This window comes from Cupriavidus sp. GW821-FHT07C08 (genome assembly GCF_059419025.1).
In genome coordinates, this window is record NZ_JBWKQZ010000008.1 from 70004 (window position 1) to 96169 (window position 26166).

The window sequence follows — 26166 nt, forward strand, 5'->3', positions numbered from 1 at the left end:
GCTATCGGCAAAAATCCGGACGCCGGTGCCGCGTTGGGCGGCCCGCGCAGCATGATTGTTCGCAGATTGCACCGGCACGGTGCCCGCATGGCGCCTACGCTGCGGCGCAACATGACCGGGCCGTGCGCCCCGCAGATCACAGTTCTGTCAAACTTGGCGCCGACAATGCAGGGTTTTGTCCTCTTCAACGCCAAGGAAAACCACAATGTCTCGTCATTTGCTGCTGGCCCCGGCGGCCATCGCACTGGGCTGCCTGGGGGCGGCGCAGGCCTGGGCGCAGGCCCCTGCTGCCTACCCCGCCACGCTGGCCGGCCACGCGGTGCTGCCGGCCCAGACCCTGCTTGCCGTGCCGAAGGACGCGCCCGCTGACCTGCAGGTCAGCGGCAAGTTCACCACCGCGCAGCGCGTGGACACGCCGGGCACGGTCGAAGGCAAGTCCAATGGACGCCCCACCGGCGTGTCGCTGCCGTTCCGCGGCCAGCCGGCACAGGGGCATTCCGGCATCAAGCGCATGGCCGACGGCAGTTTCTGGGTGCTGACCGACAACGGCGCCGGGGCCAAGGCCAACTCGCCGGACTTCATGCTGTACCTGAACCACTACAAGCTGGACTTCGGCAGCGGCCGCCTGCAGCGCCTGAAGACCATCTTCCTGCACGACCCGGACAAGAAGGTGCCGTTCCGCATCGTCCACGAGGGCACCAGGCAGCGCTACCTGACGGGGTCGGATTTCGATACGGAGAGCTTCCAGTTCGCCGGCGGCGCGCTGTGGATCGGCGACGAATTCGGCCCGTTCCTGATCAAGGCGGACATGGACGGCAAGGTGCTGGCCGTGTTCGACACCATGGTCGACGGCAAGGTGGTGCGCTCGCCCGACCATCCCGCCGTCACCGCGCCCGGCGCGCCGGACGGCAGCGTGAAGTTCCAGGTGCGGCGCTCCAAGGGTTTCGAGGGCATGGCGTCCTCGCCCGACGGCAGCAAGCTGTACGCGCTGCTGGAAGGCGCGCTGTGGGACGAGGCCGCTAAGGGCTACGAGAACGAAGGCGGCAAGCCCTACCTGCGCGTGCTGGAGTTTGATGTCAGGCAGCAGGCCTGGACCGGCCGCCACTGGAAATACGTGCTGGAAGGCGCCGGCCATGCCATTGGCGACTTCAACATGATCGATGCTACCACCGGCCTTATCATCGAGCGCGACAACGGCGAAGGCACGCCGGACAAGGCCTGCCCGGCCGGGCAGAAGCGCCCGGACTGCTTTGACGACGTGGCCAAGTTCAAGCGCGTGTACAAGGTCGAACTGAGCGATGCCAACGCCGGCGGGCCGCTGCGCAAGATCGGCTATATCGACCTGCTGCGCATTGCCGACCCGGGCAAGCTTGCGCGCAAGCCGTTGACGGATGGCGTGCTGGCGTTCCCGTTCTTCACCATCGAGAACGTCGACGTGGTCGACGCCACGCATATCGTGGTGGGCAACGACAACAACCTGCCCTTCAGCAGCAGCCGCGAGCCGAACCAGGCGGACGACAATGAGCTGGTGTTGCTGGAGGTGGGGGAGTTCTTGAAGGCGCGGTGAGCGTCGCGCCGCGATGAGTGCGCTCCCATCTCCCGCTTGTGGGAGATGGGAGAAAACCAGCGGCTTGCGCTTACGCCGCCAGCCTGAACGTCGACACTGCCTCTTTCAGCCGCTGCGCCTGCTCCTCCAGCGAGCCTGCCGCAGCAGCGGCCTCTTCCACCAGCGCCGCGTTCTGCTGCGTCACGGTATCCATCTGCGTCACCGCCTGGTTGACCTGCTCGATCCCCGCGCTCTGCTCGGCCGAGGCCGCGCTGATCTCGCCCATGATGTCGGTCACGCGCTTGACCGCGGCAACGATCTCCACCATGGTCTGGCCGGCCTGCGTCACCTGCATGGAACCCTTCTCGACGCGATCGACCGAATCGCCGATCAGCGCCTTGATCTCCTTGGCGGCGGACGCGCTGCGCTGCGCCAGCGTGCGCACCTCGCCCGCGACCACGGCGAAGCCGCGGCCCTGCTCGCCGGCACGCGCCGCTTCCACCGCGGCATTGAGCGCCAGGATATTGGTCTGGAAAGCGATGCCTTCAATCACGGCGATGATGTCGACCACCTTCCTCGACGCGCCGTTGATCTCTTCCATGGTCTCGGCAACCTTGCCGGCCGCGTCGCCGCCCTTCTCGGCGATGTCCGAGGCATTGACCGCCAGTGTGCTGGCCTGGCGCGCATTGTCGGCGTTCTGGCGCACGATGCTGGTCAGCTCTTCCATGCTGGCCGCGGTCTGCTGCAGCGACGAGGCCTGTTCTTCCGTGCGCTGCGACAGGTCGGTGTTGCCGGCCGCGATCTGGCTGGTGCCGGACACGATCGACTCCGTGCCCGCGCGCACCTGGCGCACGATGCGCAGGATATTGGCGTTCATGTCCGCCAGCGCCTGCAGCAGCTGTCCGGTTTCATCGCGGCTGTCGACGTCGATGCGGCTGGTGAGGTCGCCCGACGCCACGGTGCGCGCCACCGCCACGGCGCGATGCAGCGGCCGTGTGATGCCCGCCGTCAGCCATACCGAGAACGCGATGCCGATCGCCAGCACCACCACGCCCAGCCCGATCAGGCTGTTGCGGGCGTTGACGTAGATGCCGTTGATCTCGCGCGCGGTGGCGTCGATGCTGGCGCGCTGGATGTCGAGCAGCTTCTGGATCTCGCCCAGGTAGGCGTCGCCGGCGGGAACGAACTCTTTCTCCAGCACCTGGTTGGCCTCTTCGGTCAGCCCCTCTTGCTTGAGTTTGGTGATCTTGTCGCGGCCGTTGTTGTACGGGTCGCGCACACTCAGGATCTTCTGGAATGCGGCCTTCTCCTCGGCCGAGCTGAGCATCGGCTGGAGCTTGTCGCGCAGCGCGGCGATGCCTTCGATCGACGCCTTGGTCTCGTCCGCGAAGAATGCGCCGAGCGACGGGTCGGCACTGCGCGCCACCGCCGTGGTGCGGCGCACGCTGGTGTGCATGAGGCGGTACCAGTCGCTGACCAGCCGCTCCTTGGTCAGCGGCTGCTGCATCATTGCGTGCGTGCGCTCAGCCACCTGTTGCAGGCGCATCATGCCGAATACCGTCATGAGCGCAGAAAGCAGCAATACCACCCCAAAGCCGATGCCGAGGCGGACCCCGATGCCTAGATTCTTCATGTCTTCTACCTGATTAGCACTGGTTACGGCGAAGTGCCGGTCCGCGCCTGAGACCGGCGCGATGTTCTTCGCTCTCATCGTCCGCGGACGGGCCCGGCCGGGCCGACGCACTTGCGGGCTATGGATACCAACGGCATGGGGTCCGGAAACTTTAGGGTCTTCCTCGATTGACGGCCAGAAGTGTGCGGATACCGGCTATAGTGGACAGGAATCCGGCCGAAGGGAGCATGCCAACCCCGCCGCCGGCCACCCTGCCAGTCCTTCCAGAAGGAGACCCAGCATGGCCACGCCTCCCAATCCCTTTGCAGACTTCACCAAGATGATGGAACAGTTCCGCCTGCCGGGCGTGGACATGAGCGCGGTAATCGAAGCGCGCCGCAAGGACATCGAGGCCCTGACCGAGGCCAACAAGCTGGCCTATGAGGGTATCCAGGCCGTAGTGCAGAAGCAGCAGGAGATCTTCGCCCAGACCATGCAGCAGCTGCAGGCGGCCGCTCAGCAGTACAGCACCGCTGGCAATCCCGCCGAGGCCATGGCCAAGCACAGTGAATTCGTGCAGCAGCAGCTGCACCAGGCCTTGGAGAACATGCGCGCGCTGGCCGAAACCGCGCAGAAGGCGCAGGCCGAGGCGCTTGCGGTGATCAGCAAGCGCGCCGAGCAGAATGTGAAGGAGGCTGGCGAGTTGCTCAAGCCGAAAACCAAAGGCTAGCGCAGACCACCGCTAGCGCTGCTCGGGCGGGACCGGGGCAATCGCCCCGGCAAAGCGGGCGTGCGCCTCGAGGTCCACCGGCCGGTGCTTCACCCTGGTACTGGCGGGGTCGTTGCCGAGGTAGTTACCGTTCTTCCAGTCGCGTGCCGGGCGCACTGGCCGCGGCACGAAGCCGCCCCCGCAGTTCGGGCAGACATTGCCGAGCGTATCGACGCAGTCTGCGCAGAAGGTGCATTCGTACGAGCAGATGCGGGCTTCGGTGGATGCGGGTGGCAGGGGCTTGTTGCAATGCTCGCAGCCCGGTCTGAGTTCCAGCATATCGCTTGCTTCCTGTGTGGATGAACGATTGGGGACCTACGCTATCGTAGCCGCAAGCCGTGCCACCGCCGCGGCAGGCGACGACCCTGGCACTACCGCCGCGGGTCCCGGCTCCTTGAAGGCGCCCTCACCGCACCCATCCCCGCTCCATCAACGGCACATCCCACGGCGGCTCGCCCTGCAGGCTTTCCGCCAGGTAGTCCACCAGCACCCGCACCTTCAGCGCCTGCCGCTGCGTGGCCGGATACACGGCCGCGAACTCGAACGATGACAGCGAATAGTCGTGCAGCACCGGCACCAGCCGGCCGGCCAGCAGGTCTTCGCTGGCGACCAGCGTGGGCAGGCAGACCACGGCGGCGCCACTGACGGCGTAGTCACGCAACAGGTGGACGGAGTTGGTGCGCATGCGCGGGGCCAGGTCGATCTCGACCGATTCGGCGTCGCGCGAGAACGTCCACTTGTTGCGGGTCGGATAGGCGGAATACAGCGCCACCTTGCTGCAGATCAGGTCCGCCGGCCGCTCCGGCTTGCCCCAGCGTTCGATGAACGCCGGGGCCACGCAGAAGATGCGGCGCAGCGTGAACAGGCGCCGCGCGATCAGCGAATCGTTCTGGGGTGCAAAGATCTGGAAGGCCACGTCGAAGCCTTCTTCGATCGGATCGATGACGCGGTCGTTGACGACGATGTCCAGTTCGATATCCGGATACTGCTGGCTGAAGCCGGCCAGGATGTCGGCGAAGTGCCGGATGGCAAACCCGGGCAGCACCTGGATGCGCAGGCGCCCGGCCGGGGTGGCGCGCAGGTCGCGCATCTGGTCGGTCAGGTCGGCCAGGTTGGCGACCACATCGGCACATTGACGGTAGTAGGTCTCGCCCACTTCCGACAGGCGCACGTGCCGCGTGCTGCGATGGAACAGCGGCGCGTTGATGTACTTCTCGAGCTGCTGCACGCGGTGGCTGACGACGGAATTGGTCACGCCGAGCTGGCGCGCGGCCTCGGCAAAGCTAAGCGTGTCCGCGACCCTGACAAAGGCTTCGATACTTAGAAAACGGTCCATGGCAAACCCGGCGGCGAAGGGATCGATGTTGACACGCGGCAGTGCTACCATCTGGCGCTCGCCGGGCCGATGCGAGCGCCCGGCAACTTGCCGCGCTTGGTTGCACAACGTTGACGCGCGGCGCCATTCCAGCCGCGATCAGAAGGCAGTTCGACGGCAATCATAGCGAACGAGGGGCAGATCCGTCATGCAGATCCGAGCATTGCATCGCCGCCGGCTGGTGCTGGGCGGCGCCGCGGCCGTGCTGCTGGCCGGCCGCGCCGGCGCACAGGCGCGCAGCAACGGCCCGCTGGTGCTGGTCGTGCCGTTTGCGCCAGGCGGCGTGGTCGACAAGACCGCGCGCGAAGTCCATGCGGGCCTCGGACGGCGGCTCGGCCAGACCGTGGTGATCGAGAACCACGACGGCGCGGGCGGCACCATCGGCACCAGCATCGTGGCGCGCAGCAAGGCCGACGGCCACACCATCGGCCTGGTCTATGACTCGTATGCGACCGAGCCGATGGCTTATCCGAACCGGCCTTACCGCGCCGGGCGCGATCTCACCGGCGTGTCTTACATGGTGCGTGCGCCGATGGCGCTGGTGGTGCCGGCCGCTTCGCCGTGGCGCACGCTGCAGGACTATGTGCGGGCGTGCCGGCAGTCGCGCGAGGTGTCTTATGCCTCCGTGGGTGTCGGCAGTTCCAACCACCTGACCGCCGAATGGTTCCACCAGGCCGCCGGCACCCATGGCCTGCACGTGCCGTTCCGCGGCGGCGCCCCGGCACTGAAAGACCTGCTGGGCGGCCATGTCGACTCGATGTTTGCCAGCCTGCCGCTGGTGCTGGCGCAACTGCAGGCCGGCAAGCTGCGGGCGCTGGCGGTCAGCGCTTCTGCGCGCAATCCGTATCTGCCGACGGTGCCCACGCTGGCCGACACCTGGCCGGGCCTGGTCAGCTACTCCTGGGTCGGCATGATCGCGCCGGCCGGTACGCCGGCCGCGCAACTCGACCGCCTGGCCGCCGCAGTCAGCCAGACGCTGCGCGAAGCGGCCGTAACGCAGCGCCTTTACGACAATGGCTTCGAAGTCGTGGCCAGCGGACGCGAGGCGATGAATGCGCTGGTCGCTTCCGAAGCGGCGCGCTGGGCGGAACTGGCGCGGCAACGCACGCTGGCGCTGGGCTAGCGCGATGCCTAATGCGCCTGCGTCTGGTCCCCGGCGTCCCGCGCTGCCGGGCGTGCCGCCGTCGGCGCCGCCGGTGCGCCGGTGATCTTCGGCACGCACTCGCCACGGAACCAGGCCACCGTGACCGGCTCGCCCGCCAGCAGGCGCTTGACGGGCGGCACCACTTGCTCGCCGATCAGCATGCCCAGCAAGCCGATAAGCGCCACCACCGGCGGCGCCGGCGAGCGCACCTGCAACAGTGCATAGATGATGCCGACCAGGATGCCGGCGGCCAGTGATACCAGATAGAGCTTCATTGCTTTCTCCCTGAAATGGTTGGTGGTGCCGCGCGGGCGTCAGCGCGCAAAGTGCGGCGCAACGCCGGCATCCACGTTGATCCACACCGAGCGTGACTCGGTGTAGCCGTGCATCGCCTCGAACCCCATGTCGCGCCCGTAGCCGGATTCGCCTACGCCGCCAAAGGGGCTGCCCGGATGGACGCGCTTGTAGCAGTTGATCCAGCACATGCCGCCGCGGATATCTCGCGCGAGGCGGTGCGCGCGGGCCAGGTCGCGCGTCCAGAGCCCGTTGCCCAGCCCGTATTGCGTGGCGTTGGCAATGGCCAGCGCCTGCTCGTCGCTGGCAAAGCGCAGCACCGTGACGACAGGCCCGAAGACCTCTTCCTGGGCGATGCGGTCCTGCGGGCGCGCCGCGACCACGGTGGGCTCGACATAGAAGCCCTGGCGCAAGCGGGGGTCTGCGGGCGCCTTGCCGCCGGCCAGCACGGTGCCGCCCTGGGCCCGTGCCATCTCCACAGACTCCAGCACGCGGTCGCGATGGGCGGCCGAGGTCAGCGGCCCCATCTCAGTGGCGCGGTCGGCCGGATCGCCCACGCGGATCGATTGCGCCAGCGCCACGAAGCGCTCCAGGAAGGCATCGGCGATGCCCTCATGCAACAGCAGGCGCGAGCCGGCAATGCAGGCCTGGCCCTGGTTGTGGAAGCTGGCCCAGGCCGCGCCCGCCACCGCGGCATCCAGGTCGGCATCGGCAAAGACCATATTGGCGCCCTTGCCGCCCAGCTCAAGCTGGATGCGCTTGAGGTTGCCGCGCGAGGCCTCGACGATGCGCCGCCCGGTGGCAGTGGAGCCCGTGAAGGCGATCTTGTCCACGTCGGGATGGTTGGCCAGCCGCTGCCCGGCCACGTTGCCGAAGCCGGGCACGACGTTGATCACGCCCCGCGGGAAACCGACGTCAGCCGCCAGCGCCGCCACGCGCAGCGCGGACAGCGGCGTCAGCTCCGACGGCTTGAGCACCACCGTGTTGCCCGCCGCCAGTGCCGGCCCCAGCTTCCAGCCGGTGAACATCAGCGGGAAGTTCCACGGCACGATCTGCCCCACCACGCCGACCGGGGCCCGTTGCACGTAGTTGAGAAAACCGGGTTCGACCGGCACCACGGTGCCTTCGATCTTGTCGGCCATGCCCGCGAAATAGCGGAAGCACGCCGCGGTGCGCGGCACGTCGAGGCCGCGCGCATCGCGGATGGGATGGCCGGTGTCGGCGCTTTCGAGTTCGGCCAGCCCCGTGTCAGCCTCGATGGCGTCGGCCAGCCGTGCCAGCAGCCTGCCCCGTTCGCCGGCGGCGAGACGCGACCATGCGGGAAAGGCGCGGCGTGCCGCGGCCACGGCTCGGTCGATATCGAGCTGCGCGCCCGCGGCCACGCGCGTGATCAGGCTGCCGTCGTGCGGATTGACGATGTCGAGGGTGTCCCCGTCGAGGGCATCGACGAAGCGGCCGTCGATAAACAGCTGGTTGTGCATGGGGGTCCTTGGGGACGGGGAATGCGTAGCACGGCGAAGGTGCCATGCGCCAGCGGCGCGAAGCTGCCGCCGGCGGGGGCGCCGGCGCCGGGGATCGGCGCGGGCTTGGCGGCCTGGCTCATGCCTGGCCCATGGCCGCGCGGCGTTGCCGCAGGTCTTCCCAGGCCACCAGGCACAGGCCGCCGGCCAGCGCGATATGCTCGAAGAAGGCGTTGGCCTGCCCGAAGCGCGCATCCGGCGGCGCCTGCCAGAAGCGGTTGGCGACAAAGGTTGCCAGCACGGTGAAGACGGCCAGCGCCAGCGCGCCCAGCCACCGCAGCCGCCCGCTCAGCATCAGTGCGGCCGCGCCCAGTTCCAGCACGATCACGGCCGCCGCCAGCGGTGCGGCCGGCGCCAGGCCGAAGTGCTGCATCTCGGCGATGGCGGCACCAAAGTCAGCCACCTTGACCAGTCCACCCTGCAGGTAGGGCGCGGACAGTGCCAGCAGCGCCAGCCAGCGCAGCCAGGCCGAGGGCGTGGCCGCCGCGCCCGCCGTGGGGAGGATGGGATGGGCAGTCATGGTCGGGCCTCCTGGTATCGGCAATGCAGCGGCATCAGAACGCCCAGCATGAGCAACCCAGTGCACCCCAGAACGTACTCTCGTCCGAGGTGGGCACGCCGGCCGTCCAGGCCCTGGCATGCGCATGGCCGTGCACGCCGCACGAACTGGCACAGCCGCACGCCGTGTTCAAGGCCAGTTTTTGGGCTTGCGGGCGCGGCTGGTACTGGCTGCCGTGGCGGGCCGGCGACCAGTCGGGCATCGCCGGCGGGATGGCGGGCGACAGCTTGCCGAAGTCGCCGTCGCCATAGACCACTTCGCCGCCCAGGATGGTCAGCACCGAGGTGATGTCCTGGATCTCGTCGCCCGGCACGCTGAAGTAATCCGCCGACAGCACCGCCAGGTCGGCCAGCTGGCCCGCCTTGATCTGGCCCTTCTTGCCGGTTTCGGACGAGAACCAGGTATTGGCCTCGGTCCACAGCCGCAGCGCGGTCTCGCGGTCGATCAGGTTGGCCTGCGGGTACATCGACATGCCGCCCACGGTCTTGCCGGTGGTCAGCCAGTACAGCGACACCCACGGGTTGTACGAGGCCACGCGCGTGGCATCGGTGCCGGCGCCGACCTTGACGCCCTTCTCGAGCATCTTCTTGATCGGCGGCGTGGCTTCGGCAGCGCGTGCGCCATAGCGCTCGACAAAGTACTCGCCCTGGTAGGCCATGCGGTGCTGCACCGCGATGCCGCCACCGAGCGCGGCGATGCGGTCGATATTGCGGTCGGAAATCGTCTCGGCGTGGTCGAAGAACCAGTTCAGGCCGCTGAACGGGATGTCCTTGGCGACCTTCTCGTAGACGTCGAGCGCGCGCGTGATGGTCTGGTCGTAGGTCGCATGCAGGCGCCACGGCCAGCGCTTTTCGGCCAGCAGGCGGATCACCGGCTCCAGGTCGGCTTCCATTGACGGCGCCATGTCGGGGCGCTCGACACGGAAGTCCTCGAAGTCGGCCGCCGTGTAGACCAGCATTTCGCCGGCGCCATTGTGGCGATAGAGGTCATCGCCCTGGCCTGGCTTCACGGTCGACGTCCAGGTCTTGAAATCGCTCAGCTCTTCCTTGGGCTTCTGCGTGAACAGGTTGTAGGCCAGGCGCACCGTGAGGTGGCCTTCCTTGTGCAGTTCCTCGATGATGCTGTAGTCCTCGGGATAGTTCTGGTAGCCGCCGCCCGCATCGATCACGCCGGTCACGCCCAGGCGGTTCACCTCGCGCATGAAGTGGCGCGTCGAGTTCTTCTGGTACTCGGGCGGTAGCTTCGGGCCCTTGGCCAGCGTGGCGTAGAGGATCGTCGCGTTGGGCTTGGCCAGTAGCAGGCCGGTGGGATTGCCGCGTGCATCGCGCACGATCTCGCCGCCCGGAGGGTTCGGCGTGTCCTTGGTGTAGCCAACGGCACGCAGTGCGGCGCCGTTCAGAATGGCGCGGTCATAGAGGTGCAGGATGAATACCGGGGTATCGGGCGCCACGGCATTCAGTTCGTCGATGGTGGGCAGCCGCTTCTCGGCGAACTGGTGCTCAGTAAAGCCGCCCACCACCCGCACCCATTGCGGCGCTGGCGTGCGCGCGACCTGGTCCTTCAGCATGCGCATTGCGTCGGCGAGCGAACGCACGCCGTCCCAGCGCAACTCCATGTTGTAGTTCAGGCCGCCGCGGATAATATGCATATGGCTGTCAATCAGCCCGGGAATGGCCCGCCGGCCGTTCAGGTCGACCACCTTGGTCTGCGCGCCGGCCAGCTTCATGATGTCCTGGCGCGTGCCGACGGCGACGAAGCGTCCGTCGCGGATCGCGACGGCGTCCGCCTGCGGCTTGGACTTGTCGAGCGTAGTGAACTTGCCGTTGACGAGGATGAGGCTGGGTTGGCTGCCAGGCGACATGGCGAAGGTCTCCGAAAAAGGCGCCGCGCCGAGCGCGGCGGCCGAAGCGATAAATTGCCGGCGGGTGACTGACATCTGGCTCAGGCCTTCAGGAAGGCCAGCAGGTCGGCGTTGACCTGGTCGGCATTGACCACGCACATGCCGTGCGAAGCGCCCGGATACACCTTGAGGGTCGCGCCCTTGACCAGTTCCGCCGACCGCTTCGCCGAAGCGTCGATGGGCACGATCTGGTCGTCATCGCCATGCAGGATCAGCGTGGGCACGTCGAACTTCTTCAGGTCCTCGGTGTAGTCGACTTCCGAGAATTCCCTGATGCAGGCGTACTGGCCTACGATGCCGCCGGCCATGCCCTGCGCCCAGAAGGCATCGATGGTGCCTTGCGAGACCTTTGCGCCGGGGCGGTTGAAGCCGAAGAACGGCGTCGCCAGGTCCTGGTAGAACTGCGAGCGGTTGTCGGCCACGCCCTTGCGGATGCCGTCGAACACATCGATCGGCAGCCCGCCGGGGTTGGCCGCGGTCTTGAGCATGATCGGCGGCACCGCGCCGATCAGCACCGCCCTGGCGACACGGCCGGTGCCATGGCGGCCGATGTAGTGCGCCACCTCGCCGCCACCGGTGGAATGGCCCACCAGCGTGGCATCGCGCAGGTCCAGCGCGTCCAGCAGCGCGGCCAGGTCATCGGCATAGGTGTCCATGTCGTTGCCCTGCGCCGGCTGGTCCGATCGGCCATGGCCGCGGCGGTCATGGGCGATCACCCGGAACCCCTGCCGCACCAGGAACAGCATCTGCGCATCCCACGCATCGGCATTGAGGGGCCAGCCGTGGGAGAAAACCACGGGCTGGCCACTGCCCCAGTCCTTGTAGAAGATCTGCGTGCCGTCCTGCGTCGTGATGATGCTCATGATGGGGCTCCTGGATGCAATGGGGGGGATCGGGTGAGCTTGCGGCGGGTTCAGTGCCGGCTCAGCGGGCAGGCACGGCGGCCAGTGCCTCATGCGGCGTGGCGGTACGCTGCGCGGCCTTGTGGACCATGGTGTAGGCGTAGTCCACTCCCATACCGTAGGCGCCCGAGTGCTCCTTGACCAGTTTCATCACCGCGTCATACGTGTCGCGGTGGGCCCAGTCGCGCTGCCATTCCAGCAGCACCTGCTGCCAGGTGACCGGTACCACGCCCGCCTGGACCATGCGCTGCATGGCGTAGTCGTGGGCTTCCTTCGAGGTGCCGCCGGAGGCATCGGCCACCATGTAGATCTCATAGTCGCCTTCGGCCATGGCGCAAAGGGCAAAGCTGTTGTTGCAGACCTCGGTCCACAGGCCGGACACCACCACCTTCTTGCGGCCGTTGGCCTTGAGCGCATCACGCACCTTCTGGTCGTCCCAGGAGTTCATCGAGGTGCGCTCCAGCAGCTTGTGGTCCGGGAACACATCCAGCAGTTCCGGGTAGGTGAAGCCCGAGAACGACTCCGTTTCCACCGTGGTGATGGTGGTCGGGATATTGAAGATCTTGGCCGCCTTGGCCAGGCCAACGGTGTTGTTCTTCAGGGCCTGGCGGTCCATCGACTGCACCCCGAAAGCCATCTGCGGCTGGTGGTCGATAAAGATGATCTGGCTGTTTTGCGGGGTCAGGACTTCGAGCTTGGGGTTCGTCATGAGGATCTCCGGTCGGGGGCGCCTGAGCAGGCTGGCTTGAAAGTTAGTGGTTGCTACCGACACATTCATTCACCTGCGTCGTTTGCTTGGTGTGTGTGCATAGTAGGCAAGGTGCCTTGCACTGACTACGTGGCAAAGTCCGAGGACAGTGTTCGTGGTTTGCGAATAATCGGGAGATCAGCCGGGCGGCGGGCCGTGGCGGCGGGCGACGGCATGGGGGGCGCTGCCCAGCGCTGCGGGATGGGTACTGCCTGGGGGAAGAATCAGGGGGAGATGCGCCAGACGGGCGCGTGCCTGCACCCGCCCGGCCACGGCCGGCATTGCGCCGGCCGGAACTTCAGGTCAGATCACGCCTTGCGCCAGCATGGCGTCGGCCACCTTGACGAAGCCGGCGATGTTCGCGCCTTCCACGTAGTTGATATAGCCACCCGCCTTCTGGCCGTGGTGGATGCAGTTCTGGTGGATGTCCTTCATGATTGCGTGCAGCTTCTCGTCGACCTCGGCGTGGTGCCAGGACAGGCGCATGGCGTTCTGCGACATTTCAAGTCCGGAAGTGGCAACGCCGCCGGCATTGCTGGCCTTGCCCGGGGCGTAGAGGATCTTCGCGTCGACAAAGCGATCGACGGCTTCCAGCGTCGACGGCATGTTGGCGCCTTCGGCCACGCAGATCACGCCATTGCCAAGCAGGGTCTCGGCGTCGTTGCCGTCCAGCTCGTTCTGGGTGGCGCACGGCAGCGCCACATCGGCGGGCACGTGCCACGGGGTGCGGCCGGCTTCGAAGGTCATGCCGTGGCGGGCGGCAAAGTCGGACAGGCGGCCGCGCTCTTCATTCTTGAAGGCCATCACTTCGGCTAGCTGCCCGGTGGTCATGCCCTGCGGGTAGTGCAACACGCCGCCGGAATCGGACAGCGTCAGCACCGTGGCGCCCAGCTCGATCGCCTTCTCGGCCGCGTACTGGGCCACGTTGCCCGAGCCGGAGATCAGCACGCGCAGGCCGTCGAAAGCGCGCCCGCGACGGTGCAGCATCTCCTGCGCAAAGTAGACCGTGCCGTAGCCGGTCGCTTCCGGGCGCATCAGGCTGCCGCCGTAGGCCAGGCCCTTGCCGGTAAAGACACAGGCGGACTGGTTCGACAGCTTCTTCATCATGCCGGCCATAAAGCCGACTTCACGTGCGCCCACGCCGATGTCGCCGGCCGGGATGTCGGTATCCGGGCCCAGGTGGCGGAACAACTCAGTCACCAGCGCCTGGCAGAAGCGCATCACTTCGCCGTCGGACTTGCCCTTGGGATCGAAGTCCGAGCCGCCCTTGCCGCCGCCCATGGGCAGCGTGGTCAGCGCGTTCTTGAAAGTCTGCTCGAAGCCCAGGAACTTCAGGACCGACAGGTTCACGGTCGGGTGGAAGCGCATGCCGCCCTTGAACGGGCCGATGGCCGAGCTGTGCTGCACGCGGAAGGCGCGGTTGACCTGCACGCGGTTCTGGTCGTCGGTCCAGGCCACGCGGAACTGGATCACGCGCTCGGGCTCCACCAGCCGCTCAAGCAGGGCCTGGTCGGAGTAGCGCGGATTGCGCTCGACAAAGGGCCAGAGCGTCATCATCACTTCCTTCACGGCCTGGAGGAATTCAGGTTGATTGGGGTCGCGGCGGGCAACCCCCGCCAGGAATGCGTCAAGGGAGGGAGAATTCACGGATGTCTCTGCTGTGCTGGAGTGGCTGGATCCGGCAGCCTTGCCGGCTTGGTGCCGGTCTGTGGTGCCGTCTGGCGTTGCGCCGATGGAAGGTGGGTGGCCTCCGGTTGTCTGCACATTCACGGCGGGCCGTGAATGTCGGACAATGCGGCACTTTAGCACCAGCGTGGGGCACACAACAGTCAAAACACCTGTGACAGCGGCGTGAGAGCCGCATTTTTGTGCGTGAGGCGGGATTTCCGTGCGATCAGCGGACAGCGCTGTGTCCGGCGGGGGCTCCCCGGCCTTCAGGCGATGAGCAGCTTGGTGCCCCGTTCCTTTAACGCTGCGCCCAGTTCGGGCTCCGGCGCCATGTCAGTGATCAGCCAGGCAGCCAGTTCGGAATGCTTGATGTTGACCCCGGTATTGCGCCCGAACTTGGTATGGTCAGCCACCACGCAGGCCACGTCGGCGGCCAGCAGCATCCGGCTGCGCAGCTCCGCCGCGGCGCGGGAGAAATCGCAGATCTCGCCGCGCGGCGTGACGCCGCCGATGCCGACAAAGGCAAAGTCGGTGTGGTAGCGCGACAGCTGTTCGATGGTGTCCCAGCCGTGCGTGGCGTCTTCGTTGTCCTGCAGCTCCCCGCCCAGCACGATCACCCGGTTGCCGTTGCGCCGGCCCAGCAGCTGGGCGATGGCAAGGTCGTTGGTGTAGACCAGCAGGTTGTGGTGGCCATGCAGCGCCTGCGCCACCGCGTGGGTGGTGGTGCCGTAGTCCAGGATCAGCGAGGCGCCGTCGCGCACCAGCTCCGCCGCACGCACGCCGATGGCGCGCTTGCCTTCGGCATTGACCGCGGCGCGGGTCTGGGTATCGGGCTCGGTGCGGTCCGAGGCCAGCGCGCCGCCGTGGGTCAGCACCAGCAGGCCACGCGCGGCCAGCGCGTTGAGGTCGCGCCGGATGGTCTCGCGTGAGACGTCGAGCTCGGTAACGAGTTCGCTGATGGCGAGCGCGCCGGTGGCGGACAGCTGGTCGAGGATGTATTTCTGCCGTTGTTCGGCGAGCACGGTGACTCCGGATTGGGGCGCGATGGGCGGGAAAGTACCTGTTGGGCGCCGATTCTAGCGCAATGCAGGCAAAAGCCGGCGCAATGGCCGGCTTGCCAGGGATGCGCCGCCCTTCCTCACCCCCAAGGCAACGTAATCGTCTTCAGATTCGTAAAGCTCTTGGCCGCCTCCTGCACGCCTTCCTTGTAGCCCAGCCCCGAATCCTTGATGCCGCCGAACGGCGTCAGTTCAATACGGTAGCCCGGCACCTCCCAAAGGTTGACCGTACCCACATGCAGTGAATTGGCGATTTTCGTGAAATCCTCGATGCGGTTGGTACAGACGGCAGAGGACAGCCCAAACGCAGTGCCGTTGGAAATCCGGATGGCATCGTCCACGTCGCGGAAGGTGATGATCGGCGAAACCGGCCCGAAGGTTTCCTCGCGCACCACCGTCATCGACGGGTCCACGCGGTCCAGCACCGTCGGCGAATAGCTGGCCCCGTTGCGCTGGTTGCCCACCAGCAGCCGCGCACCCTGCGCCACTGCCTCATTGACGCGGGCCTCGAACAGCTGCGCGGCCTGCTCGTCGATCACGGTGCCCATGTCGACGCCGCGGTCCATCGGGTCGCCGTATTTCCACGCGCGGGTCTTCTCCACCACCAGTTCGGTAAAGCGCGCGGCCACGGCTTCATGCACCAGCATGCGCTTGACCGCGGTGCAGCGCTGGCCGGAGTTCTTGTACGAGCCCTGCACCGCCAGGTCCGAGGCGCGGTCCAGGTCGGCGTCGTCCAGCACGATCAGCGGGTCGTTGCCGCCCAGTTCCAGCACCACGCGCTTGTAGCCGGCCTTGCTGGCAATGTACTTGCCGATCGCCACGCCGCCGGTAAAGGTCACCAGGTCCACAGCGGGGTGCGTGATCAGCTCGTCGGCGATCTCGCGCGGGTCGCCAGTGATCACCTGCAGCATCTGCGGCGGCAGGCCGGCTTCATACAGCAGGTCGGCCAGGTAGAACGCCGACAACGGCACCTTTTCCGACGGCTTGAGCACCATGCGGTTGTTGGTGGCGATCGACGGCGCCACCTTGTGCGCCACCTGGTTCATCGGGTGGTTGAACGGCGTGATGGCACAGATCACGCCCAGCAGCGGCTCGCGCTGGGTCATCACGCGGCGCTTCTTGCCGTGCGGAGTCAGGTCGCACGAGAACAACTGGCCATCGTCGCGCAGCGCCTCGGTGGCGGCAAAGCCCAGTACGTCGGCGACGCGGCCGATCTCATACAGCGAATCCTTCTTGGACAGGCCGGATTCCAGCGTGATCAGGTCCGACGCTTCCTCGGTGCGCTCGCGCAGCAGCGCGGCGGCGCGGTTCAGGATGGCGGCGCGCTCATAGCGGGTCAGCGTGGAGCGGTAGGCCTGGCCCACTTCGAAGGCACGGCGCACATCGTCCAGCGTGGCCTTGGGCACGGTACCGACCAGCGTGCCGTCATACGGATTGCGCACTTCGATCACGCGCTCGCGCACGATCTTCTGGCCGTCGATGCGCAGGGCCTCGGCGCGGAAATGGGGGTTGACGGCACCAGCGGGGAATTGGGGGGCGTTCAAGAGTCTCCTCCGGTCAATAGAGTTCGGTACGGCTCAATGCACTCAGTGCAGATGGTTCAGCGCGACATCGAAGATGTCGAAGTTGCGCAGCTGGGCCTTGCCGGGAATGCCGGCCGTGGCGCGGTTGAATACCAGCGGCACGGTCTGCTCCGACACGCCGCCGTGCGAGCGCAGCGGCGCGTCCAGCCCGGACAGGTCGTGGCGGCTGCGGCTGGTGCCCAGCACCACATGCTTGTCGCTGGTCACCACTAGGTCGCCGACGCGGTCGGGCGGCAGTTCGAAGCGCGCGCAGGCCTCGGCGTTGGTCAGCACGCTTTCCACGCCCTGCAGGTCGGTCAGCCGGGCCTGGATCGCGGCCGGGTCGGCATCGTCGGGCAGATAGATGGTGGCGTAGGACCCGAGCGCGCCGTGGTGGACCACGTAGGGATCCGTGATCGGCAGGATCACGCGCGCGCCGCCGTCTTCCACGCCGCGGCCCAGCCATGCGTCCAGCTGGTCCTGCAGGTAGATCACGTTGGGCGCCTTGGTGGCGTCGTCGTGCTTGGCGTTCATGCCGTGGTCGGCGGTCAGCGCGACCACGCAGCCCAGCGCGTCCAGTTGCGCCAGATATTTGTCCATCATGGCGTAGAAGGCGTTGGCGCCGTCCGAGCCGGGTGCGAACTTGTGCTGGATATAGTCGGTGGTGGACAGGTACATCAGGTCCGGGCGGCGCGTCTCCATCAGCCGCACGCCGGCGGCGAAGACGAATTCCGACAACTCCGCGCTGTACACGTCAGGCACCGGCATGCCGACCAGCTCGACCACCCCGTCGATGCCGTTCTCTTCCACCGTGGCCTGGTCGGCCTTCTCCGACGAGAAGCAGATGCCCTGCATGCCGTGGCCCAGCAAGCGGCGCAGCTTGTCCTTGGCGGTCACCACGGCGACGCTGGCCCCGGCGTCGGCAAACGCGGCCAGGATGGTGCCGGCGCGCAGGTACTTGGGGTCGTTCATCATCACTTCCTCGCCGCGCCCGCCGTTGGCGCCGCGGTCAAAGAAGTAGTTGCCGCAGATGCCATGCACCGCGGGCGGCGCGCCGCAGACGATGGACAGGTTGTTGGGGTTGGTGAAGGTGGGCACCACGCAGGCGCCGCGGAAGGCGGAGCCGGCTTCCAGCAGCCGCTTCAGGTAGGGCGCGCGGCCGCTGGCGGCGGCGGCTTCCAGGTAGTCGAACTCGCAGCCGTCGACGCAGACCACCACGACGGGCTGCTGCATCCAGCGATAGGTGCGCTGGTTGACGGTAATGGTGCGGGCATTGGTGTCAGGCATGTTGGGGTTCCTGTGCTTGGGCGCGAATGGGGTCGGTACTTTCCATGGATGCGGTCGGATTCAGGCGGCAGCGCCTTTGTCGGCGCTGGCCGGGTCCACCGCGGCATGCATGCGGGCGCGGCCGCGCTCGACGTGCTCGCGCATCAGCCGCGCGGCCAGTTCGCCGTCGCGCGCGGCAATCGCCGAGACGATGGCACGGTGCTCGCGGGTGGAGTCGGGCATGGCGGCATGGCTGCCGGACAGCGCTTCGCGCCGGAACAGCGTCAGCTCCTTGACCAGGCGCCGGTAGGTATCCAGCAGCTTGCGGTTGCCGGCCAGTTCGACCATGCGGTCGTGGAACTCCAGGTTCAGCCGCGTGTATTCATCGACATCGCGCGCCTGGCTGGCGGCGCCCAGCGACTCCACCAGCGCGCGCAGTTCGCGCAGGCTCTCGGGCGTGATGCGGGCGGCCAGCTGCCGGCCGATGAACTCATCCAGCACCGCACGCAGTTCATAGATCTCATCGGCTTCTTCCACCGAGATGGCGCGCACGAACACGCCGCGGTTCTTCTCGGTGCGCAGCAGGCCGGCCTGCTCCAGCGCCCGGAAGGCTTCCCGCACCGGTCCGCGCGACACATTGAGCTGCCCTGCCACCTCGATCTCATTGAGCTTGGCGCCGGGGGGCAGGTCGCCCGACATGATCCGCAGTTCCAGTTCGCGCTGCACCAGGGTGGCCAGCGACTGGCTCTGCAGGATGGTGATTTCGCTCGCCAGCGGTGCTTGGCGTGACATGAAAACTCCCGTTTGTGACGGATTGCGCAATATCGAAAATCCTTGTTGCCATTAAAGCAAGCGGTTTGTATATTGTCAACAATCAAGACATCGGTGTGGCGCAGTTGGTGACGTATGGAGCGCGGAAAACCAGGAACATGTCTTGCAAGTGTTGTAAAACAAGGGTTTCACGGTGATTCAATGTTGTGCGGCACGCCCCGTGGCAATGCAACATATTCACCAAATCGACACATATCTCCACCTACAATGCCAGAAGGAGTCCCCATGCAACCGTCCTTCACATCCACCCTGCGCACCGCCGCCGCCCTGCTTGCGCTAGCCGCCTCCGGCACGGCGCTGGCCCAGAAGACCACCCTCACCGTCTACACGGCGTGGGAGATCGAGACCCTCAAGCCGTACGCCGAGGGCTTTGCCAAGGTGGCGCCCGATATCGAACTGAAGTACGTGCGCGATTCCACCGGCGTCATCACCGCCAAGGCGCTGGCCGAAAAAGGCAACCCGCAGGCCGACGTGATCGCCGGGCTGGCGGCGTCGAGCCTGGAACTGCTCAAGCAGGAAGGGATGCTGGCGCCCTACGCGCCCAAGGGCTTCGAGAAACTGACGCGCGACTACAGCGACAAGGCCACGCCGCCGTCGTGGGTGGGGCTGGACGTCTGGGGCGCCACCATCTGCTTCAACACCATCGAAGCCAAGAAGCGCAACCTGCCGCGCCCCGAGACCTGGAAGGACCTGGCCAAGCCCATCTACAAGGGCACCATCGTGATGCCCAACCCGGCCTCTTCCGGCACCGGCTTCCTGGACGTGACCGCCTGGCTGCAGCTCTATGGCGAGCAGGATGGGTGGAAGTACATGGATGCACTGCACGAGAACATCGCCCAGTACACCCATTCGGGGTCCAAGCCATGCAAGCAGGCCGGCTCGGGTGAGTTCCCGATCGGCATCTCGTTCGAGCTGCGCGCGCACAAGACGCTGGCCTCGGGCGCGCCGATCGAGATGATCTTCCCCAAGGAAGGCCTGGGCTACGACATCGAGGCTGCCGGCATCGTCAAGGGCACCAGGAAGATGGAGGCCGCGCAGCGCTATATGGACTGGCTGGCCAGCAAGGAAGCCAACCAGCTGTTTGCCAGGGACTGGGCCATCGTCGCCTACCCCGGCGTGGCGAAGAAGATCGAGACTATCCCGGCCAACTACGAGCAGATGCTGGTCAAGAACGACTTCAGCCATATTGCCAAGAACCGCGAGCGCGTGCTGACCGAGTGGCAGAAGCGCTATGCCAGCAAGTCGGAGAAGCAGCCCTGAGCGCCTGAGCACCGTCCTGTACCGGCACCCTCGCCCCCTGGGGCAGAGGACGCCGGGTCCTCCAACAGAACACACCGGGTCCACACGCCATGCAGACCTCCCCATCCACGGCCGAGACCTACCTCAGCCTGAAAGGCATCCACAAGCGCTTCGGCGGCAGCAGCGGCGCCTTCGTGGCACTCCAACATATCGACCTGGACGTGCGCCAGGGCGAGCTGCTGTGCTTCCTGGGCCCGTCGGGCTGCGGCAAGACCACGCTGCTGCGCATCATCGCCGGGCTGGAGTCGCAGAGCGCAGGCACCATCCACCAGGGCGGGCGCGACATCTCCACGCTGCCGCCGATGGAGCGCGACTACGGCATCGTGTTCCAGTCCTACGCGCTGTTCCCCAACCTGACGGTGGCGGACAACGTGGCCTACGGCCTGGTCAACCGCCGCATGCCGCGCGACCAGCGCCGCGCCCGCGTGGATGAGCTGCTGACGCTGGTGGGGCTGCCCGAGCGCGGCAACCAGTACCCGGCGCAGCTTTCCGGCGGCCAGCAGCAGCGCGTGGCAATTGCGCGCGCGCTGGCCACCTCGCCCGGCCTGCTGTTGCTCGATGAGCCGCTGTCAGCGCTCGATGCCCGCGTGCGGGTGCGGCTGCGCAGCGAGATCCGCGCGCTGCAGCAGCGGCTGAACATCACCACCATCCTGGTCACGCACGACCAGGAAGAGGCATTATCGATGGCCGACCGCATCGTGGTGATGAACCAGGGCGCGATCGAGCAAGTAGGCACGCCGGCGCAGATCTACCAACGCCCGGCCACGCCGTTCGCGGCGGACTTCGTCGGCAAGACCAATATGCTGGGCGCGCGCGTCTGCGGCGACGGCGAGCTGCAACTGGGCGGCGTGCGCATGCGCTGCGCCGCGCCCCCGGGCTGTTGCGCCGACGAGGACGTGCAGGTGTTCTTCCGCCCCGAAGACGTATGCGTGCGCGGCATCGAACAGCATGGCCCCAACGTGCTGGAGGCCACCGTGGACAAGATCGAGTTCCTCGGCGCGTTCTCGCGGCTGACGCTGCGCCTGCCTGACGCGGCGTCCGGCGCACTGTACGCCGACCTCTCGCTCAATGACCTGCACGAGCTGCGCCCGAACACCGGCGACCTGCTGCGCCTGGCCATTCCCGCTGACCGTATCCGCATTTTCCGCCACGCATGCGCATGAGCCTCACTGCGGCGCCGGCCACTACGACTGCCACTACGTCTGCCACCATGCCGGCCACCGATACCATCCCCGCCCCCGCCACCAGCGGGCCGGCCGGGCCTGCCAACCCTGGCGCGCAGCCCGCGCCGCCGGCACTGGTCGCCACCGCGGTGCGCGCACACTGGACCGACCGCCTCGCCCACGTGCTGCTGGCGCTGGCCGCGCTGGCGCTCGCATGCTTCGTGCTGGCGCCGATCGTGATGATCCTGGCCAAGAGCGTGCAGAACCGCGACGGCAGCCTGGCCGGCATCGCGCACTTCCGCGCGTACTTCGAGTCGCCCGCGCTGCTGCGCTCGGTGTGGAACAGCCTGTGGATCTCTGCCCTGGCCACCTGCATCACGGTGCCGCTGGCGTTCAGCTTTGCCTATGCGCTGACGCGCAGCCGCATCGCCTGCAAGGGCCTGCTGCGCAACCTGGCGCTGATCCCGCTGCTGGCGCCATCGCTGCTGGCGGCGATCTCCTTCATCTTCTGGTTCGGCAACCAGGGGCTGTTCAAGCCGTGGATGGGCAGCGCCCAGATCTACGGGCCGCTGGGCATCGTGGCCTCGCTGGTGTTCGCCACCTTCCCGCATGCGCTGATGATCCTGATCACCGCGCTGTCGCTGACTGACGCGCGGCTGTATGAGGCGGCCGATGCGCTGGGCACCTCGACCGTGCGCAAGTTCTTCACCATCACCGTGCCGGGTGCGCGCTACGGCCTGGTCAGCGCGGCGATGGTGGTGTTCACCTATGCGATCTCGGACTTCGGCATCCCCAAGGTGATCGGCGGCAACTTCCATATGCTGGCCACCGACATCTACAAGCTGGTGATCGGCATGCAGGACTTCTCGCAGGGCGCGGTGGTATCGCTGATGCTGCTGGTGCCGGTGGCCGTCACCTACTACGTCGATGCGCGCGTGCAGCGCCGCCAGATGGCGCTGATGTCGGCACGCTCGGTGCCCTACGTGCCGCGCCGCAGCCGCCGCTTCGACCTGGCCATGGCGGTGTTCTGCTGGCTGATGGCGGCGCTGATGCTGGCGGTGATGGGCATGGCGGTCTACGCGTCCTTCGTCAAGCTGTGGCCGTACAACTTCTCGCTGTCGCTGAACCACTACCGGGTGGGGCTGGTCGAGGGCGGCGTGGTCGATTCCTACCTGAACAGCCTGCGCATGGCGGGACTGGCCGCAGTGATCGGGCCGGTGTTCATCTTCGCCACCGCCTACCTGCTGGAGAAGACCCGCGGCATGGACTGGCTGCGCAGCTTCGTGCGGCTGATGGCGGTGCTGCCGATGGGCGTACCAGGGCTGGTGCTGGGTCTGGGCTACATCTTCTTCTTCGTGCCGCAGGCCAACCCGATGCACGGGCTGTACCAGACGCTGGGGATCCTGGTGCTGGTGACCATCGTCCACTATTACGCCTCCTGCCACCTGACCGCGGTGACCGCGCTCAAGCAGCTCGACAGCGAGTTCGAGGCCGTGTCCGCGTCGCTCAAGGTGCCGTTCTACAAGACCTTCTTCAAGGTCACGGTGCCGGCCTGCCTGCCCGCCATCCTGGAGATCTCGCGCTACCTCTTCATCAATGCGATGACCACGGTCTCGGCAGTGGTGTTCCTGTACGGCGCCGACACCAAGCTGGCCTCGGTCGAGATCGTCAACCTGGATGAATCCGGCGACATCGGCCCCGCGGCGGCAATGGCGACGCTGGTGGTGCTGACCTCGGCCTTCGCCTGCCTGCTCTATTACCTGCTGCAGCGCGTGCTCGATTGCAAGACCCAGGCCTGGCGCCAGGGCAACGACTGACCTTCCCCTATTTCCACTCCTTCCCAATCAGGAGCTCACCATGATTCGTGGCAACGACCCGATCCTTCTGACCCCCGGCCCCCTGACCACTTCGCTCGCCACCAAACAGGCCATGCTGCGCGACTGGGGTTCGTGGGACGCCGCCTTCAACACCATCACGCGCAGCCTGTGCGACGACCTGGTGCGCATCGTCCACGGCGAAGGCACCCATGTGTGCGTGCCGATGCAGGGCAGCGGCACCTTCTCGGTGGAAGCCGCCATTGCCAATGTGGTGCCGCGCGACGGCAAGGTGCTGGTGCCGCAGAACGGCGCCTACTGCCAGCGCATCCTCAAGATCTGCAAGGTGCTGGGCCGCGCCAGCGTGGAACTGCCGATCCCCGAAGACCAGCCCGCCACCGCCGCGGTGATCGAAGAGGCCATCCGGCGCGATCCGTCCATTACCCACGTGGCGCAGGTGCACTGCGAGACCGGCGCCGGCGTGCTCAACCCGCTGCAGGATATCGCCGCGCTGTGCCAGCGGCTGGGCAAGGGCCTGATCGTCGACGCGATGAGCTCGTTCGGCGCGATCGAGATCGACGCCCGCACCATGCCGTTCGACGCGCTGGTGGCCGCCACCGGCAAGTGCATCGAGGGCGTGCCGGGCATGGGCTTCGTGCTGGTGAAGAAGGACGTGCTGGAAGCCAGCCAGGGCAACAGCCACTCGCTGGCGCTGGACCTGTACGACCAGTATGTCTACATGCAGAAGACCACGCAGTGGCGCTTCACGCCGCCCACGCACGTGGTGGCGGCCTTCCGCACCGCGCTCGACCAGTTCCTGGAAGAAGGCGGCCAGCCGGTGCGCGGCGCGCGCTACCGCAAGAACTGCAACACGCTGGTGCAGGGCATGGCCGCGCTCGGCTTCCGCGCCTTCCTGCCGGCGGCGGTGCAGGCGCCGATCATCGTCACCTTCCATGCGCCGGCCGATGCGCGCTATGACTTCAAGACCTTCTACGCCAAGGTGTGCGAGCGCGGCTACATCCTGTATCCGGGCAAGCTGACGCAGATGGAGACCTTCCGCGTCGGGTGCATTGGTGCGATTGATGACAACGAGATGCGCAATGTCGTGACGGCAATCGGGGAGGTGCTGCGCGAGATGGGGATCAAGGCGCAGGCGCCGCTGGCGGAAGCGGCTTAAGCAACCTTCCTCCAGCGCCTGGCAGCGGGCTCCCCTCTCCCGCCTGCGGGAGAGGGGAGCAAACCATCGGTTCGCAAACCCACCCTTCATGTCCCTCCCCCCAGACTTTCACGGCCTCGCCTTTGCCGCCGTGATGCTGTCCGCGCTGATGCATGCGTCGTGGAACGCCATCGTCAAGATCGGCGGCGACCGGTTGTCGTCGATGGCGCTGATCGACACCTTCTGCCTGCTGGTGGCGTTGCCCTTGCTGTTCCTGGTGCCGCTGCCCGCGCCGCAGGTCTGGCCCTTCCTGCTGGCCACCGTGGCGCTGGAGGTCGGCTACAAGCTGTCGTTGGTGGCCGCCTACAACCGCGGCGACTTCAGCCAGGCCTATCCGCTGATGCGTGGCTCGGCGCCGATGATGGTGGCGATCCTGCTGTTGCTGGCCGGCAGCGAACGGCTGGGGCCAGGCGGCTATGCCGGCATCGCGCTGATCTGCTGCGGGCTGGTCAGCCTGGTGCGCTGGCGCCGGCAATCGCCCGACCTGCTCGGCTTTGCGCTGCTGGCCGGGGCCTGCCTGGCGGGCGGCACCGTGATCGACGGCACCGCGGTCAAGCGCTACGGCGAGGTCTTCACCTACATCGTCTGGCTGCAGGCGATGTCGCACATCTTCATGCCGACCTATGCCTTCAGCCGGCGCGGCACCGCGCTGGTCACGCTGATGCGCACGGAATGGAAGCGCGCGTGGATCGGCGGCATCAACCGGGTGGGCTCGTATGCGCTGATGCTGTGGGCGATGACCCTGGCGCCCGTGACCAAGCTGGCGGCGCTGCGTGAATCGAGCGTGATCTTTGCCGCGTTGCTGGGCCACTTCCTGCTGCGCGAGTCATTTGATCGGCGGCGGCTGATTGCCACGGCGCTGGTGCTTGCCGGCATTGTGACGCTGCAGATGGCGCGGTAGGGGTCATTTTCCCGTAGCGATCCGCGTCAGCTAGCTGTTCATTTCGCGGGCTACCCGCGTGAAGCAGGCGATGGCATTCTGCGCCATCGGCGATGCCGTCCTGTTGCGAAGGCTCACCACCCCCATTTCGGAATACAGCGAGGGCAGCCCGCGGATTTGCAGCGGCAACAGCGCGCCTGACTCAACATCTGCCCGCATCGACTCCTGCGTCGCGGCAAGCACCGTGTCGGTGGACAACGCCACGCGCCGGAGCACGGCAATGTCATCGCATTCCAGCGCAAGGACGGCGTCCTGGCCCGCAGGCAAACCAAGCAACCTTGCCAGCGCAGCTCGCACCGGGCTTGGCAGCTTCGTCGCCGCGACGCCGTATGCCCAGGCGTCCTTCAATGAGGATTGACGTCCGGCAAGCGGATGCGCGGCGCGGACGTAGAGGTCGCCGCGCTGCTTTCCCAGGGGACGGACATCCAGCGCCGCGTCATCGGGCAGGTCGCGCACGTCGGCGACGAAGAACTCGATATCCTCCGCGCGCAAGCGTTCCAGCAACTGCTGCCAGTTGCTCTCTTCCACGCGCAACGCAACCTCCGGATGCAGTCGGCGCAGCTCGGTCAGCACCGGCGGCAAGAGGGTCGCGGCCGGGAAGGGCCCGATGCCGAATGCCGTGTCGCCCAACTGACTGTCGCGATAGAGATCGACATCGCGCTGCAGGCAGCGTGCATCGAACAGCAGCCGCCGCGCCCGCGCGATCACGAATTCGCCGGCCGGGGTTGGCCGCACGTCTCCGATGTCGCGATCGAACAGGCGGATGCCAAGGTCGCCTTCGATGGCCTGGATGCTGCGACTGAAGGCTGGCTGGCTAAGGTGAACGCGCTCCGCCGCCCGCGCGAAATGCAGCTCATCGGCGAGCGCCACGACGTGGCTGAGGCGGCGGAGGTCCATCATTTCAATGCTCTCTACGCATTAGAACATTGCGTATGCATTGGACGCATTGACACGGCAAGCCTACAGTCATTCGGACACTG

General features: G+C 66.8%; 23 protein-coding genes. 8 read left to right on the top strand and 15 right to left on the bottom strand.

All coding sequences use genetic code 11. The annotated features are described in order from the left end of the window. Positions 1-205: 205 nt before the first annotated feature. A complete protein-coding gene (locus tag AC07UK_RS12700; protein ID WP_494686408.1) occupies positions 206-1567 on the top strand; it encodes an esterase-like activity of phytase family protein in 1362 nt (453 codons plus the stop codon). Positions 1568-1637: 70 nt separating this feature from the next. Here AC07UK_RS12700 and AC07UK_RS12705 read toward each other — a convergent pair whose 3' ends face one another. Further along, positions 1638-3179 carry a methyl-accepting chemotaxis protein gene (locus AC07UK_RS12705; protein ID WP_436225030.1) on the bottom strand — a complete coding sequence of 514 codons (1542 nt, stop codon included), beginning with the start codon at positions 3177-3179 and terminating at the stop codon, positions 1638-1640. A 280-nt stretch (positions 3180-3459) separates the two neighbouring features. Between AC07UK_RS12705 and AC07UK_RS12710 the strand changes: the two genes are divergently transcribed. Further along, entirely contained in the window at positions 3460-3888 is a 429-nt protein-coding gene (locus AC07UK_RS12710) for a phasin family protein (RefSeq protein ID WP_013953534.1), read from the top strand. 12 nt (positions 3889-3900) lie between these two features. On the opposite strand, the gene AC07UK_RS12715 is transcribed toward AC07UK_RS12710, so the two are convergent. Both AC07UK_RS12715 and AC07UK_RS12720 read right to left on the bottom strand, forming a co-directional pair. Next, positions 3901-4206, bottom strand: a complete 306-nt coding sequence (locus AC07UK_RS12715; RefSeq protein ID WP_436225029.1) for a DUF1272 domain-containing protein — start codon at positions 4204-4206, stop codon at positions 3901-3903. A gap of 127 nt (positions 4207-4333) precedes the next feature. After that, the gene (locus tag AC07UK_RS12720; protein ID WP_436225368.1) at positions 4334-5263 is read right to left on the bottom strand and encodes a LysR family transcriptional regulator; all 930 of its coding nucleotides are present in this window, start codon (positions 5261-5263) and stop codon (positions 4334-4336) included. A 187-nt stretch (positions 5264-5450) separates the two neighbouring features. On the opposite strand from AC07UK_RS12720, the gene AC07UK_RS12725 reads away from it, so the two are divergent. Further along, positions 5451-6425, top strand: coding sequence for a tripartite tricarboxylate transporter substrate-binding protein (locus AC07UK_RS12725; protein WP_494686407.1), 975 nt, complete (start codon positions 5451-5453; stop codon positions 6423-6425). 8 nt (positions 6426-6433) lie between these two features. Here the strand turns inward: AC07UK_RS12725 and AC07UK_RS12730 are convergent, their stop codons facing one another. From AC07UK_RS12730 to AC07UK_RS12780, 11 genes are all read right to left on the bottom strand, one after another. Next, positions 6434-6721, bottom strand: a complete 288-nt coding sequence (locus AC07UK_RS12730; RefSeq protein ID WP_436225027.1) for a XapX domain-containing protein — start codon at positions 6719-6721, stop codon at positions 6434-6436. Positions 6722-6760: 39 nt separating this feature from the next. Then, on the bottom strand, positions 6761-8221 hold the full coding sequence (locus tag AC07UK_RS12735; RefSeq protein ID WP_436225026.1) for an aldehyde dehydrogenase family protein: 1461 nt from the start codon (positions 8219-8221) through the stop codon (positions 6761-6763). A 118-nt stretch (positions 8222-8339) separates the two neighbouring features. Beyond that, positions 8340-8780, bottom strand: coding sequence for a DoxX family protein (locus AC07UK_RS12740; RefSeq protein ID WP_494686406.1), 441 nt, complete (start codon positions 8778-8780; stop codon positions 8340-8342). 34 nt (positions 8781-8814) lie between these two features. Continuing rightward, on the bottom strand, positions 8815-10755 hold the full coding sequence (locus AC07UK_RS12745; protein WP_436225024.1) for an amidohydrolase: 1941 nt from the start codon (positions 10753-10755) through the stop codon (positions 8815-8817). 5 nt (positions 10756-10760) lie between these two features. Beyond that, positions 10761-11582: an alpha/beta fold hydrolase gene (locus tag AC07UK_RS12750; RefSeq protein WP_211981900.1), complete on the bottom strand. Its 822-nt coding sequence runs from the start codon at positions 11580-11582 to the stop codon at positions 10761-10763. Positions 11583-11643: 61 nt separating this feature from the next. Beyond that, positions 11644-12330, bottom strand: coding sequence for a hydrolase (locus AC07UK_RS12755; protein WP_316156766.1), 687 nt, complete (start codon positions 12328-12330; stop codon positions 11644-11646). Between the two features lie 342 nt (positions 12331-12672). After that, a complete protein-coding gene (gene gdhA / locus AC07UK_RS12760; RefSeq protein WP_436225022.1) occupies positions 12673-14016 on the bottom strand; it encodes an NADP-specific glutamate dehydrogenase in 1344 nt (447 codons plus the stop codon). Positions 14017-14303: 287 nt separating this feature from the next. Further along, entirely contained in the window at positions 14304-15059 is a 756-nt protein-coding gene (locus AC07UK_RS12765) for a DeoR/GlpR family DNA-binding transcription regulator (RefSeq protein ID WP_436225021.1), read from the bottom strand. A 116-nt stretch (positions 15060-15175) separates the two neighbouring features. Then, positions 15176-16639, bottom strand: a complete 1464-nt coding sequence (gene phnY / locus AC07UK_RS12770) for a phosphonoacetaldehyde dehydrogenase (RefSeq protein ID WP_436225020.1) — start codon at positions 16637-16639, stop codon at positions 15176-15178. Positions 16640-16681: 42 nt separating this feature from the next. Then, positions 16682-17944, bottom strand: coding sequence for a phosphonoacetate hydrolase (gene phnA, locus AC07UK_RS12775; protein WP_436225019.1), 1263 nt, complete (start codon positions 17942-17944; stop codon positions 16682-16684). 60 nt (positions 17945-18004) lie between these two features. After that, complete coding sequence (locus tag AC07UK_RS12780) at positions 18005-18715, bottom strand: phosphonate utilization associated transcriptional regulator (RefSeq protein ID WP_436225018.1); 711 nt, start codon at positions 18713-18715, stop codon at positions 18005-18007. 264 nt (positions 18716-18979) lie between these two features. On the opposite strand from AC07UK_RS12780, the gene AC07UK_RS12785 reads away from it, so the two are divergent. From AC07UK_RS12785 to AC07UK_RS12805, 5 genes are all read left to right on the top strand, one after another. Beyond that, positions 18980-20014 (top strand): putative 2-aminoethylphosphonate ABC transporter substrate-binding protein, encoded by a 1035-nt coding sequence (locus tag AC07UK_RS12785; RefSeq protein WP_436225017.1) that lies wholly within the window; start codon positions 18980-18982, stop codon positions 20012-20014. Positions 20015-20103: 89 nt separating this feature from the next. Then, entirely contained in the window at positions 20104-21216 is a 1113-nt protein-coding gene (locus AC07UK_RS12790) for a putative 2-aminoethylphosphonate ABC transporter ATP-binding protein (protein WP_436225016.1), read from the top strand. Continuing rightward, positions 21207-23033 carry a putative 2-aminoethylphosphonate ABC transporter permease subunit gene (locus AC07UK_RS12795; RefSeq protein WP_436225015.1) on the top strand — a complete coding sequence of 609 codons (1827 nt, stop codon included), beginning with the start codon at positions 21207-21209 and terminating at the stop codon, positions 23031-23033. Before AC07UK_RS12790 ends, AC07UK_RS12795 begins: the two co-directional genes overlap by 10 nt. A gap of 40 nt (positions 23034-23073) precedes the next feature. Next, on the top strand, positions 23074-24207 hold the full coding sequence (locus AC07UK_RS12800) for a 2-aminoethylphosphonate--pyruvate transaminase (RefSeq protein WP_436225014.1): 1134 nt from the start codon (positions 23074-23076) through the stop codon (positions 24205-24207). An 88-nt stretch (positions 24208-24295) separates the two neighbouring features. After that, the gene (locus tag AC07UK_RS12805) at positions 24296-25147 is read left to right on the top strand and encodes an EamA family transporter (RefSeq protein ID WP_436225013.1); all 852 of its coding nucleotides are present in this window, start codon (positions 24296-24298) and stop codon (positions 25145-25147) included. A gap of 30 nt (positions 25148-25177) precedes the next feature. On the opposite strand, the gene AC07UK_RS12810 is transcribed toward AC07UK_RS12805, so the two are convergent. After that, complete coding sequence (locus AC07UK_RS12810; protein WP_436225012.1) at positions 25178-26086, bottom strand: LysR family transcriptional regulator; 909 nt, start codon at positions 26084-26086, stop codon at positions 25178-25180. Between the last annotated feature and the right edge of the window lie 80 nt (positions 26087-26166).

What these genes read in the sequence shown, in the direction of transcription:
- AC07UK_RS12750 (WP_211981900.1), bottom strand. Translation starts at nt 11,582, where the DNA reads ATGAGCATCATCACGACGCAGGACGGCACGCAGATCTTCTACAAGGAC.
- AC07UK_RS12715 (WP_436225029.1), bottom strand. Translation starts at nt 4,206, where the DNA reads ATGCTGGAACTCAGACCGGGCTGCGAGCATTGCAACAAGCCCCTGCCA.
- AC07UK_RS12810 (WP_436225012.1), bottom strand. Translation starts at nt 26,086, where the DNA reads ATGATGGACCTCCGCCGCCTCAGCCACGTCGTGGCGCTCGCCGATGAG.
- AC07UK_RS12740 (WP_494686406.1), bottom strand. Translation starts at nt 8,780, where the DNA reads ATGACTGCCCATCCCATCCTCCCCACGGCGGGCGCGGCGGCCACGCCC.
- AC07UK_RS12755 (WP_316156766.1), bottom strand. Translation starts at nt 12,330, where the DNA reads ATGACGAACCCCAAGCTCGAAGTCCTGACCCCGCAAAACAGCCAGATC.
- AC07UK_RS12780 (WP_436225018.1), bottom strand. Translation starts at nt 18,715, where the DNA reads ATGTCACGCCAAGCACCGCTGGCGAGCGAAATCACCATCCTGCAGAGC.
- AC07UK_RS12730 (WP_436225027.1), bottom strand. Translation starts at nt 6,721, where the DNA reads ATGAAGCTCTATCTGGTATCACTGGCCGCCGGCATCCTGGTCGGCATC.
- AC07UK_RS12710 (WP_013953534.1), top strand. Translation starts at nt 3,460, where the DNA reads ATGGCCACGCCTCCCAATCCCTTTGCAGACTTCACCAAGATGATGGAA.
- AC07UK_RS12725 (WP_494686407.1), top strand. Translation starts at nt 5,451, where the DNA reads ATGCAGATCCGAGCATTGCATCGCCGCCGGCTGGTGCTGGGCGGCGCC.
- AC07UK_RS12785 (WP_436225017.1), top strand. Translation starts at nt 18,980, where the DNA reads ATGCAACCGTCCTTCACATCCACCCTGCGCACCGCCGCCGCCCTGCTT.
- AC07UK_RS12795 (WP_436225015.1), top strand. Translation starts at nt 21,207, where the DNA reads ATGCGCATGAGCCTCACTGCGGCGCCGGCCACTACGACTGCCACTACG.
- AC07UK_RS12705 (WP_436225030.1), bottom strand. Translation starts at nt 3,179, where the DNA reads ATGAAGAATCTAGGCATCGGGGTCCGCCTCGGCATCGGCTTTGGGGTG.
- AC07UK_RS12700 (WP_494686408.1), top strand. Translation starts at nt 206, where the DNA reads ATGTCTCGTCATTTGCTGCTGGCCCCGGCGGCCATCGCACTGGGCTGC.
- phnA (WP_436225019.1), bottom strand. Translation starts at nt 17,944, where the DNA reads ATGCCTGACACCAATGCCCGCACCATTACCGTCAACCAGCGCACCTAT.
- AC07UK_RS12790 (WP_436225016.1), top strand. Translation starts at nt 20,104, where the DNA reads ATGCAGACCTCCCCATCCACGGCCGAGACCTACCTCAGCCTGAAAGGC.
- AC07UK_RS12805 (WP_436225013.1), top strand. Translation starts at nt 24,296, where the DNA reads ATGTCCCTCCCCCCAGACTTTCACGGCCTCGCCTTTGCCGCCGTGATG.
- AC07UK_RS12745 (WP_436225024.1), bottom strand. Translation starts at nt 10,755, where the DNA reads ATGTCAGTCACCCGCCGGCAATTTATCGCTTCGGCCGCCGCGCTCGGC.
- AC07UK_RS12735 (WP_436225026.1), bottom strand. Translation starts at nt 8,221, where the DNA reads ATGCACAACCAGCTGTTTATCGACGGCCGCTTCGTCGATGCCCTCGAC.
- AC07UK_RS12720 (WP_436225368.1), bottom strand. Translation starts at nt 5,263, where the DNA reads ATGGACCGTTTTCTAAGTATCGAAGCCTTTGTCAGGGTCGCGGACACG.
- AC07UK_RS12800 (WP_436225014.1), top strand. Translation starts at nt 23,074, where the DNA reads ATGATTCGTGGCAACGACCCGATCCTTCTGACCCCCGGCCCCCTGACC.